Here is an 11,999-nt window from a genome sequence, read left to right as displayed (position 1 = left end):
CCCTTCGTGTGTCTCAGACGGGGGCGTCTGAGTAAGTCTTGGTTCGGTCTGGAACCTCGCGGTTCCCGGGCGCTTCCTTAGGAAGCCCGGCGCGCCCTGGCAGCGCGGCGCTTCAGCGCTCGACGCTCATCTTCACTCATGCCGCCCCAGACGCCGGCATCCTGACCGGTCTCGATGGCCCACTGCAAGCAGGTATCAATAACCGGGCACCGGCGGCACACGCTCTTGGCCTCTTCAATTTGAAGAAGGGCCGGGCCGGTGTTTCCCACAGGGAAGAACAGCTCCGGATCCTTGTCCAGACACGCTGCGCGGCTCCGCCAATCCATGCTAATCACTATCTCCTCTGAAAAGTCGACTCCGATTGTTTGTGAAAACATTCACGAGCAACCACAAACTAAAGGGGCCGGTTCCGGCCCCTGATCCCCTCTACAAGAGTGTCACGACAGGGAAACGCAAACAAGGGTTAACAAGCTGTTAATCTGCCGGAAATGATGAGTGATGCGTCACAGGGGACCGTGGACTACGCAATGGCTGACACCGTCATGTCACTGTCGCGGGGATTGCCAAAGCCTAATGGTTGAGGGTTCCACCGTCGCCGCTCCTCGACTATGTCCGGTAGTGTGCCAGTGTGTCAAGACCCCAAGATTCCACGGCTCCCACATCTCGTCCGGCGGCAGTAAACCTGATTTCCGCCATCCTTGTGCTCGAGGCACTCGGGCTCCTGGCAGTTGCAGGTTGGTATGTCTACAACCTGCTGACAGCCACGGCGACCTCCCTCGGCGGAGCAATCTTCAGCCTCATTCTTATCCTGGCGGTAGCCGCCTGGCTTCTGGTGGTGGGCCATTTCTTCTTCCGCGGCATGCGCTGGACGCGGGCCGCGGCCTTGGTCTGGCAGCTCTTTATGGTCGCGATTGCCGTGCCGACGCTACAAGGCGGCGTGGTCCTGGTTGGCCTGCTGCTGCTCTTGCCCCCGGCCGCAATCCTTCTGCTGCTCTTTACTAAACCCGTAATTGCGTGGACCAGCCGTACCAACTCGGAGCCCAAGACTTACTGAATGCCGCTGCAGCGATTCGCTGGCGGTGACGGCGCCGTTCCGGAAGCTAGTCCTGGCAGGCGAACTGCACTTCGGTAACTTTGGCTCCCGCAACGAGATAACCCCGTCCGGGCCGGGGAGACCCGTCCAGAGTTAGCCGGATTCCGAAAAACTCAGCATCAGTTTGCTGTCGGGGTGCCAGGAGCGCACCCCGGGGATCGGCCCGCAGCCGTGCTGCCAGGGGCAAGCGGGAGGCGAGACCGAAGCCTGGGGCAGCCGCCAGCACCAACCGGGCGCCACGATCGAGCAGCTGCGTCAAACACGGGTGTGCCTCCAATGGGAGCCGATCGGCGTCATCGACCAGGATGAGGCGGTTACGGATGTTCTGGTCTTCGGGTGGGGGCTCCACCGCCTCTGTGGCCATGCGCGTGGCCTCGTAACAGCCTGGGTTGAAGTGATGAACCGTCATCCCTGGTCCGGCGGCATGTGCGAACTGACGCAGCAGCATCGTCCGGCCTGATCCGGGTGGTCCGAGGGCCAGGAAGGTAGAGCCGGAAGGCAGATACGCCTCAGCCGTGTCCAGTTCATCGCCGTGCAGCCCGAGGGGGAAACGGTCCGGTCCGGACGCCGGAGCTAGATCCGCCGGTACAGCGAAGCCGGGCAGGGCATCCACACGCTGCGGCACGGCGGACCCGCCTGGAATCGGGGTGCGTTCAGCGGATTCCGGCGGCTCGGCGCATTGGGCAACCGCACCGGCCGGCGCGCCGATCCTCCCTTGCACATAGGCTCGGCCCGGCACCGGCTCCATGAGCGGCATCCGTGGCCACGCCACCAGCGCATCGTCGGGCAGCCCGGCAGGAAACCAGAGCCGGTTCGGGATGAGCTGGAAGAAACGTGCGGTGAGCAGTTCGCGGTTGCCGCTGATGACCAGGCAAACCCCGGTGCCCTCGCCGTCGCGGGCCAGAGCCAGTATGTCCTCTTCCGCGCCGGGAAACCGGCTGGACCGAAAGGCTTCCTGCCACCGGCCCCAGCCCGATACCAGCAGGGTAATTCCCGGGTCTCCGGTGCGGGAGGTGCCTCCGCGTCCGCGGGCAAGTCGCTGGAGAATGATGCCGCCCAGGACAGCGAGGACCCGGGCTGCCCTGCGGGTTTCGTGCGGCGCGACGTAGGCCCCTGTCTGTGCGTGGCTGGCGGTCCATGCCAGCGAACCGTCTCCGTCGAGAACATAGAGGTGCCGGGCGGGAAACCCGGCCAGATGCTCTGCGGCAAGGAGAGCGGTAGTGGATTCCGTCCCGGACTGGCCCGGCCCGATTACAGCCAGATGCGAATCCCGGTCCGGCGCCCACTCGAGCGGATCCTGGCGCTGCTGTTCCGGGCGGTCAGCCAATCCCAGGCACAAGGTGGTGTCTGAGCCATGTCCGGAGCTGAGCCCACGCGTTCCGTGCCCGTGCGCTCCGTGCGGGAGGGAATGGGGCAGCGGCGGCTGGACCGGAGCCGGTGCCTCGGCTGGAAAGCCGGCAGCGGAGGCCGCGTGATTCACCGCCTCGACCAGCTCCTCAAGACTGCTTCCCGGGGGTGTGTCGCGCAGGTCGGGGGGAGCTGACAGGTACTGGGCCAGGGTTTGTACCCGCGGCGGCGGATTACGCCCTGATGCGGTCGAGCTGACCGTGAACGCGAATGCGGCGCTGCCCGCCTTGCGCACAATGGCACTGCCGGGGGAACCGGCAGGGATGTCCGCGGCGTCATCACAGCCAACAACGTCGCGGGATTCCAGAGCGGACTGGACCCGGAGGCACACAGAGGTGGAGATATTGGCACGGATGTCCGCCGTGACCGCACCCTGCGGACGCTGGGTGGCCAGAACGAGGTGCAAGCCCAGGGAACGGCCAAGTACGGCTATCCGCATGAGGTCCTCAACAGCGTTGGGCACAGTATCCGCCAGCATTCGGAACTCATCGACGATGACGATCAGCCGGGGGATCGCTGCCGGTAGGGGATCGGTGCCATTAAACCCGTCAAGATCGCTTGCCCCGGCAGCAGAAAGCAGAGCCTCCCGGCGCCTCAGCTCAGACCTTAAGGATGTGAGGGTCCGCACGACGCTTTCACCGGAAAGATCCGTGAGGAATCCGGCGGTATGCGGCAGCCGGGCGAGGGGAGCGAGTCCCGAACCTCCTTTGAAATCGATAAGCAGGAAGTTCAGCAGGGTCGGCGGGACGGTGGCTGCCAACGAGATGATGAACGTCCGCAGCAGTTCGGACTTTCCCGATCCCGTTGTTCCGGCGATGAGGAAGTGCGGGCCGTCTGTCAGCAGGCCCAGGGACACTGGGTTGGCTCCTTGATAGCCGAGAGCGGCGTGCGGGGCGCCATTGCCGGCCCATGTGGCTCCAATGCCGTCGCTGGACATGGGGAAGAGAGCCGGGGGCCCAGCCGGCTGGTCGTTGTGGGCGCCGGCTGAGGCCAGCCGCGTTGCTGTCCGGTGGAAGGCCTGGGGGCCGATGAGGTCGGGTTGAAACGGGAGTTCCGTGCCAGCCGTCGAGAAAATCCCGCTGTCTCCGGACAGTGTGATTGAAACGTCGCCGTTCGCATCGGCGGGAGCCGGCCGCGGCCCGTCGGATTGGGCCGCTATCAGGAAAACCGCTGATTTCCGGATCTCGTCTGCCAGTCCTGCTCGAAGCAGGCCGGCCTCCGCTGAGACGGATGGAGGCACCAGTACGGTCAGCACGGCGGAAGCGTTTCGGCCGGCGGCGGCCTGGATGGCCTTAGCTGCCGCCGGGATATCCCTGGTGGAAAGGAGCTGGACTCCAGGCAGCAGCCGTGCATCGGAACTAAAGCGGTCGGCTTCCCGGCACAGCACGAGGATGGGGCGGGCCCCTCCCGGATGGTTGGCCGCGAGCTGAAGCAGTACAGAGCGCAGCATCCCCATCGTCTCCGCGGCCGGGCCGGTAACGCGAATGTTGGCTCCGGCGGATGGGACGAAGGTAACGGGGACGTCGTCGAGCAAGGGGGGAGTCCAGCCCTCCGTTGGTGCCTGCAGCAGCTTAATATTGGCGGGCATCGTGCCGGTCCCGAGGCGAAGCTCGTTCAGGGGCGGCGCCGGTGTGGCCGGTGCGCCGCGGGGAAGTTTCTGGGGCTGCTCTGGCCCGGGGAGGCTTGCCTGAAGTGCCGCCAGTGCCCGATCCCCTGCGGTGGGGTGGGCGAGCCGTCGTCGGGTCTTGTCCGCAGTGGCGGTCCTGGCTGCCGCAGCCCGGAACCGCCGTGTCCGGCGTCGCAAACCCGCGAACCCCCCGAAGGCCGTCAGCGCTGTAAGCGCCGAGAAGGCGAGGAACATCCACAATCCTGTCATTAGGGCCATTATTATGCCCAGCCCCAGTGCAAGGAGCGCCGCCAGCAGCATTGCCGGGTTGTGGGGACCGGGTGGCTTCACTGGTACCGTCAACGGCTCCGCGAAAGAGCGGCTGCCCGTGGGTGGTCGAACAGAATCCGGGATGCAGACCTGGAACGTGGTGTTCCCGGCCGTGACCAGCGACGCGGTGGAAAGTTCGGCCTTACGAACACGCCGGCCATCCACCCACACACCGTTCTGTGAGGCTGCGTCGGTGATCTGGATACCGCGGGCACTCACCAGTAGTTCTGCATGCAGCCGTGAGAGCGCCGGATCCCGGAACTCAATGGACCTGCTCCCGGAAAGAGGGGCCAGGCCTGGACGGCCCAGCCGGTACCGGCCGCGGCGAAGCTCGATAATCCTGCCGGCGTCCGGACCGCTGTGGGTCACGAGAACCAGTGGGGGCGGATCCACACGTGCTGCCGCCGGGGTGTGAGCAGTGGGCGCCAGCACAACCCCGTTGAGGAGGGAGCCAGCAGCAGCGGACCGCCCCTGCAGGGGGTGGCCATCGGCAGTGTAGGGACCCGGACCGAACGCCTGTTCCAACGCGGCAGCCAGCTCGGCACAGGAAAAATCTCCCGTTGCGTTGATCACGAGGGGGACCACCTGGCCAAGCCTGCCGGACCTCGTCCTTGACGACTCACCCGCTGGTTGTACAAGGATGGCGTGAAAGCGCACGGTGGGCCTCCTGGCAAGGAAGAATGGCAAAGATTGGGGGCGAGCTTACCCACCGTTCACAGGTTCTGCGGGTCTTTGCTGTGCCCTGTGGATAAGGACCCTCACCCGAAAGCTGGTTTGGCCCACGTTTTAGTTACCCGGAGGTAGACTTCTGGGCGGGGGAAGTGCAAGCTCCGATGAGAGGTCTGAGTGTCCCAGGAAATAACTGCTGCCCAGCGGCAGCATCCGACGCGAGTGGCGTCAAAGCCGTCGTCCTACCGGCCAGAGGTTCAAGGACTTCGGGCGCTCGCTGTCCTTATGGTGGTGACCTATCACATCTGGTTCGGGCGGGTGTCCGGCGGTGTGGATATCTTCCTGCTCATCTCCGCGTTCCTCCTCACGCTCTCCTTCATCCGCAAGGTTGAGGCGGGCAGGCCCCTGGCCCTGGGCCGATATTGGATGCATCTGTTCAAGCGTCTGCTGCCGGCCGTCGTCGTCGTACTTTTGGCTGTCCTGGCCGCTACGGCCCTCTTCGTGCCCCGTTCACGCTGGTCGGACATCCTGGCCCAGACCTGGTCTTCCCTGCTCTATTTCCAGAACTGGGTGCTTGCCGCCAACTCTGTTGACTATTACGCCACGGATCAGAGCGTCGCCAGTCCGCTGCAGCACTTCTGGTCCCTGTCCGTCCAAGGACAGGTCTTCATCCTGTGGCCCCTGCTGTTCGCCCTGGCGGCTGTTATAGCCCGGGCCACACGTGTGCGGTTCCGGCGGATCGTCCTGCTGGTTTTCGGCGTGGTCTTTGTGCTCTCCCTCACCTTCTCCATCCACGAGACGTATACCAATCAGGCGCATGCGTACTTCGATACACGGACACGCTTGTGGGAGTTCGCCTTCGGCACCCTGCTGGCACTGGCCATCCCCTATCTGAAGCTGCCTCGGCCACTGCGCATTGCTGCCGGCTGGGTGGGCCTCGCCGCGATGCTCTCCGGCGGGTTCATCCTGGATGTTCAGGGACAGTTCCCGGGCTATGTAGCTCTGTGGCCGCTGGTGGCGGCCGCCCTTGTCATCGTGGCCGGCCAGACCGGAAGCCCTATTGGAGCAGACCGTGTCCTGACCTGGAAGCCGCTGATCCGGCTCGGAGACATGTCCTATGCGCTCTATCTCTGGCACTGGCCCATCCTGGTCATCTACTTGATCTGGCGCGGACGCGAAGAGGTGGGGCTGGTGGGCGGCTCAGCGATCATTGCGCTGTCCCTGGTGCTCGCTTACCTGACGACGAAGTTCGTGGAGCGGCCGCTGCGCTCAATGGCCTGGGTGGACGCGAAGAAACGGCGCTCGGGAGTCGTGATCGCCGTGTGCGTCGCGTTGGTTGCGGTGCCGGTGGCCGGATGGCAGCAGGGGCTCCAAGTGCAGAAGGAACGGGCAGAGGCCGAGGCTGTCCAGAATAACCCTGGAGCACGGGTGCTCTTGGACGGCTATGAAGACCAAAGCAGCCCGGAATCACCCACACTTCCGCTACTGAGTTCGCTTGGCTCAGAATGGGGAACGCTGGACGGCGACTGCAGCAGCTATGACGACGGGCCAACAGATCCCGTCCTGGCAGAACGCTGCGTGGGCACGGATAGCCAGGACTATGAAAAGACGCTCCTAGTCCTCGGAGATTCACACTCACAGCAATGGTTGGGTGCGATCCAGCCAATGGCGGAGTCCAATGAATACCGGGTCTTTGCACTCATGCTCGGCGCATGCCCCTTCGGCGAGCCGAACAGTGAACGGCGTCCGGAATGCAATGACTTTAACGAGGCAGCGCTGCGGTACGCCCATGAACTCAAGCCGGATGCGGTGGTAGCGGTGGGAACCGCTGCGCATCCGACTGAAGCGCAGGACAACGTGGTGGCGGGCCTGCCCGAAGCGGCAGTGGACCTGGCCGGCTTCGGCATTCCCGTCGTCGCCATCCGGGACAATCCGCGCTTTGGCGTCAACATGATCCAGTGCGCAGAAGCCAACGGCGACCGGGGGGACGACTGCGCCTTCCCCCTCTCGGACAAGCTGTCGGACAGTTCCGAAATGGCCGCCATTTTCGACTCCCTGCAGGGACTGGCACTGGTGGACATGACCGATCTGATCTGCCCGGACGGTTGGTGCTCGCCGGTTGTCGGAAACGTGTTCGTGTACCTGGACGACAACCACCTCACGAAGTCCTTTACGGCTTCGATGAGCGGAGAGTTCGATCGCCGGTTCCACGATGCGGTCCATTGGTAAGCCTTGCTTGGCTGGGCTGAAAGTGTGTCTGCAGCAAATGTTCGGTAACCTTGACCGTCGGGCGCGTGCCGCGGGCCGCGCCGAAACTTACAGGAGTGATTGTGAACGTTGACCTCGTCGTCGTCGGGTCGGGCTTTTTCGGCCTCACTGTAGCCGAGCGTGCTGCCAAGGAACTAGGCCTGAAGGTTGCTGTCCTGGACCGCCGGCACCACATCGGTGGAAACGCATACAGCGAAAACGAAGCCCAGACTGGCATTGAGGTGCACCGCTACGGAGCACACCTCTTCCACACCTCGAACGAGCGGGTCTGGAACTACGTCAGCGAGTTCACGAAGTTCACAAACTACGTTCACAAGGTCTACACCAGCCATAAGGGCGAGGTATACCCGATGCCGATCAACCTCGGCACGATCAACCAGTTCTTCCGGTCCACGATGGGCCCCGCAGAAGCAAAGGCATTGATCCAGGAACAGGCCGGCGAACTGGCCGGGACGGATCCGGCCAACCTTAATGACAAGGGGATCCAGCTCATCGGGCGGCCGCTGTACGAAGCCTTCATCAAGTACTACACAGGTAAGCAGTGGCAGACCGATCCGAAGAACCTCCCCGCGGAAATCATTTCCCGCCTGCCTGTGCGCTACACCTATGACAACCGGTACTTCAATGACAAGTACGAGGGCCTGCCTGTCGACGGATACACGGCATGGATCGAGCGGATGGCTGATCATCCCAACATCCAGGTGCACCTGAAAACCGACTTCTTCGATGAAGGCCACGAGTTCTCGCGCAATACCACCCTGGGGCAGGTTCCGGTTGTCTACACCGGCCCGGTTGACCGCTACTTTGACTACGCTGAAGGCGACCTGTCCTGGCGGACCATCGACCTCGAAGAAGAAGTCCTGCCGATCGAGGACTTCCAGGGAACGTCCGTGATGAACTACCCGGACGAGGACGTCCCCTACACGCGGATCCACGAGTTCCGGCACTTCCATCCGGAGCGTGACTACACCAAAGACGCCACGGTGATCATGCGGGAGTTCTCCCGCTTCGCCGAGAAGGGCGACGAACCTTACTACCCCGTCAACACCGCGGAAGATCGTGCCAAGCTGCTGGCTTACCGCGACCTCGCTAAGGGCGAAAAGTCCGTGCTGTTCGGTGGACGCCTGGGAACCTACAAGTACCTGGACATGCATATGGCCATCGGCTCCGCGCTTTCCATGTATGACAATAAGATCAAGCCCCACTTCACTGGGGGAGCCAAGCTGGAAAGCGGAGGAGTAGACGCGTGAGCACAATAGCGCAGAACGAAATCGATCGCGATATGACCGCGGTGGATACAGACTGGCAGACGGTTCACCGGGTTGTCCTCCCGACCGACGGGGACATGGACACCCTGCCCCTGTACGTCGACTTCAACTCGGCGCAGCGCGTGATCGATGACCGCTCACGCACCTCGCGCACCGGTGCTTCAGCCGGGGCCGTGGTTGGCCAGTCTGCAAACCAGCGGTCTGACTTCATCGTGGGACGCCGCCAGGTCCGCCTGCCGGAGTACAACCGGGTCTCCTTTGGCACCTACTTCAACGCGTTTCCTGCAAGTTACTGGCGGGCTCATACTGACGTCGAGCAGGTGCGGCTGGCCGTAGAGGTTGATTCTGAGGCAACGGTTATCGTTTACCGCTCTTCGCCCAGGGGAACCTCTAACCGGGTCGAGAGCCTTACATCCGAGAGTGGGGGCGTGCTCACAATCGACCTCCCGCTCAAGCAGTTCGGTGACGGCGGCTGGTACTGGTTCGATTTGGTCTCCCACGGCAATGCGGTAACCCTGCTCAAGGCGGAGTGGTCCGTCCCGAAACCGGAGAATTTTGTTCCCGGTACCGTATCCATCGCTGTTACCACTTTCAACCGGCCCGACTTTTGTGTCCGGCATCTGACGACGTTCGCGGAGGCTCCGGAACTGCTGGAGGTCCTGGACCGCCTCATCATCACCGACCAGGGCAATAGGCGGGTGAAGGACGAGGAAGGCTACGAGCAGGCTGCTGCCGTGCTGGGCTCGAAGTTCAGGCTCGTGGAGCAGGGAAACCTTGGTGGTTCCGGCGGCTTCGCCCGCGGCATGTACGAAACTGTCAACGATGGTGAGAGCGACTACTGTCTCCTGCTCGACGACGACGTCATGGTTGAGACCGAGGGCATCCTCCGCGCCGTCCAGTTTGCCGACTTTACCCGCACGCCCACTATCGTCGGCGGGCACATGTTCAACCTCTATGAGCGCTCCGTCCTCCATACCTTCGGAGAGAGCATCAATGAGTGGCGTTTTTACTGGGGTCCGAACCAGGAGACCAAGGAAGCGCACGACTTCTCCGCGAGCAACCTGCGGACGACGCCTTGGATGCATCGCCGCGTGGACGTGGACTTCAACGGCTGGTGGATGTGCCTGATTCCGGTCAGCATCATCCGCGAGATTGGCCTGGCTCTTCCCGTATTCATCAAGTGGGATGACGCCGAATTCGGTATCCGTGCCCGGAAGCAGGGATACAAGACCGTATCCCTCCCCGGATCCGCAGTCTGGCACATGCCATGGACCGAAAAAGACGACACCATCGACTGGCAGGCGTACTTCCACCAGCGGAACCGCTGGATTGCGGCAATGATCTACTCGCCGTACAAAAAGGGCGGCAACCTGATGAAGGAGAGCTTCGCAGTCGACGTCCGTCACCTGCTCTCCATGCAGTACTCAGCAGTCGAACTTCGCCTCGAAGGCCTCGAAGATGTCTTGAAGGGCCCAGGCCACCTGCACGAGACCATCAAGACCAAGCTGCCGGAAATCCGCAAACGGCGGACCGAATTCACAGACGCTCAGGTCAGCACCGACGTCGGATCGTTCCCGCCAGTTCACCGTGTGCGTCCGCCCAAGCGCGGAATCCAGCCAGTGGCACCGCAGAACATGCGGACAGCCCTAGCCAAGGCCGTCACAGGAGCGGTACGGCAGGTGGTTCCTGTCCGCGAAAAGGCCCTGGAGAACCCCGAGGCCGTTGTGCCCGCGATGGATGCCCGGTGGTGGAGACTTTCCCAGCTTGATTCCGCGCTGGTGTCATCCGCGGACGGTACGGGCGCTTCCTGGTATCAGCGGGACAATGCCAAGTTCCGCGAGATGATCACCCGCAGCATCAAGCTCCACAAGGAGCTACTGCTTAACTGGGACCGTCTCTCGGAGCAGTACCGGGCAGAACTTCCCAACTTCACCTCCCCCGAGGCATGGAGAGAGACATTTGAGGCCATGTCTTCCGATGGTTCGGTTTCCGAACCCTCGAAGGACACGAATGATTCTGCGGGGAAGTAGTGGGCGTTAGTGCCACGAACGGCGGCAGTTCGTCGGCGGGACTGATTACCCCCGGCGCCGGCGCCGGACTGCGGGACGTACTGAAGTCACGGTTCCTGCTTAAGCTCCTTGTATCCAAGGAGCTTAAGGTCAGGTACCGGGGTTCTGTCCTTGGGCTGCTCTGGTCGTATGTAAAACCCGGCGTCCAGTTCGTCGTGTTTTACATCGCGCTTGGCGTTTTCCTCGGACTGGAGCGCAGCCCCACCAATCCCGGCGGCTTGCCGAACTATGCGATCTACCTGTTCTCGGGCATCGTCCTGATCAACTTCTTCACCGAAGCTCTGGGCAATGCCTCGCGGTCGATTGTCGGCAACGGCGGTTTGATCAAGAAGATCTATCTGCCCCGCCAGCTCTTCCCGGTGGCATCCGTTTGGGTGTCCGGTGTGCATTTCCTGCCCCAGATCGTGATCCTGGTGGTTGCCTGCCTGTTTACCGGCTGGCGTCCCAGCCTCATTCAGCTGGCGGCGGCGGCCGGCGGGTTCCTGATTGTAGCGCTGCTGGCCACGGGACTGGGACTGCTCTTCGGAGCTGTCAACGTGTACTTCCGGGACGCGGAGAACCTGGTCGACATGCTGCTCATGATCGCGACCTGGGCTTCGCCGGTCCTGTATTCCTGGATGATGGTGCAACGACAGCTCGGGGAGACGTTCTTCAATATCTACCAGCTGAATCCTCTGACCGTGGGTGTGGAAACGTTCCACTTTGCATTCTGGCTTCCCACGACGGACGGGGCAGAGCCCATCCCGCCACATCTGCTGTCCATGTGGCTTCCCATTGGGCTGGCTGTTTCGGCAGCTGTCCTGCTGCTGGGCCAACTAGTATTCCGCCGCCTTGAAGGCCGTTTCGCGCAGGAGCTCTGAACCGTGGCAAATGCCATCGAAGTACATAACGTCAACAAGCGATTCGTTCTGCGGCACACACGCTCGATGAAGGAAGCGTTTGTATGGCTTCTCAAGGGCCGCAAAGGCGACCTGAGTGAGAAGTTCGACGCGCTCAAGGGAATTACCCTGAACATCGAGAAAGGTGAGACGGTTGCGCTCCTCGGTTTAAACGGATCCGGCAAATCTACCTTGCTCAAGCACATCTCCGGTGTCATGCGTCCGGACAGCGGAACCGTTGGAACCCGCGGGCGCGTTGCCGGACTGATCGAGGTTGGAGCCGGTTTCCACCATGACCTCAGCGGTCGTGACAACGTTTATCTCAACGGGGCCATTCTGGGCATGAGCCAGGACGAGATCGACGAGAAGTTCGATTCCATAGTCGAGTTCTCCGAAATCGGTCCCTTTATC

At 62.6% G+C, this 11,999-nt stretch carries 8 protein-coding genes; 6 read left to right on the top strand and 2 right to left on the bottom strand.

Translation table 11 applies throughout. The features are described from left to right. Positions 1–77: 77 nt before the first annotated feature. Positions 78–326 (bottom strand): WhiB family transcriptional regulator, encoded by a 249-nt coding sequence (locus RTN46_RS04870; RefSeq protein ID WP_055239553.1) that lies wholly within the window; start codon positions 324–326, stop codon positions 78–80. Positions 327–628: 302 nt separating this feature from the next. Between RTN46_RS04870 and RTN46_RS04865 the strand changes: the two genes are divergently transcribed. After that, on the top strand, positions 629–1,054 hold the full coding sequence (locus RTN46_RS04865) for a hypothetical protein (RefSeq protein ID WP_312179466.1): 426 nt from the start codon (positions 629–631) through the stop codon (positions 1,052–1,054). 46 nt (positions 1,055–1,100) lie between these two features. On the opposite strand, the gene RTN46_RS04860 is transcribed toward RTN46_RS04865, so the two are convergent. After that, positions 1,101–5,021 (bottom strand): FtsK/SpoIIIE domain-containing protein, encoded by a 3,921-nt coding sequence (locus RTN46_RS04860; RefSeq protein ID WP_312179465.1) that lies wholly within the window; start codon positions 5,019–5,021, stop codon positions 1,101–1,103. A 261-nt stretch (positions 5,022–5,282) separates the two neighbouring features. Between RTN46_RS04860 and RTN46_RS04855 the strand changes: the two genes are divergently transcribed. From RTN46_RS04855 to RTN46_RS04835, 5 genes are all read left to right on the top strand, one after another. Then, entirely contained in the window at positions 5,283–7,334 is a 2,052-nt protein-coding gene (locus tag RTN46_RS04855) for an acyltransferase family protein (protein WP_312179464.1), read from the top strand. A 101-nt stretch (positions 7,335–7,435) separates the two neighbouring features. Beyond that, on the top strand, positions 7,436–8,623 hold the full coding sequence (glf, locus tag RTN46_RS04850; RefSeq protein ID WP_312179462.1) for a UDP-galactopyranose mutase: 1,188 nt from the start codon (positions 7,436–7,438) through the stop codon (positions 8,621–8,623). Then, the gene (locus tag RTN46_RS04845) at positions 8,620–10,671 is read left to right on the top strand and encodes a glycosyltransferase (RefSeq protein WP_312179460.1); all 2,052 of its coding nucleotides are present in this window, start codon (positions 8,620–8,622) and stop codon (positions 10,669–10,671) included. Before glf ends, RTN46_RS04845 begins: the two co-directional genes overlap by 4 nt. Continuing rightward, positions 10,671–11,570 carry an ABC transporter permease gene (locus tag RTN46_RS04840; protein ID WP_312179458.1) on the top strand — a complete coding sequence of 300 codons (900 nt, stop codon included), beginning with the start codon at positions 10,671–10,673 and terminating at the stop codon, positions 11,568–11,570. The genes RTN46_RS04845 and RTN46_RS04840 overlap by 1 nt, the downstream gene beginning before the upstream one ends. Positions 11,571–11,573: 3 nt before the next feature. Further along, positions 11,574–11,999, top strand: a 426-nt coding sequence (locus tag RTN46_RS04835) for an ATP-binding cassette domain-containing protein (RefSeq protein ID WP_312179456.1), incomplete at its 3' end; no start/stop codon positions are given.

Origin of the sequence: Arthrobacter sp., assembly GCF_031988865.1 — a bacterium.
Classification (GTDB): domain Bacteria; phylum Actinomycetota; class Actinomycetes; order Actinomycetales; family Micrococcaceae; genus Arthrobacter_B.
The sequence above is the reverse complement of the archived record's forward strand: the minus strand, read 5'-3'. Positions and strand labels throughout refer to the sequence as shown.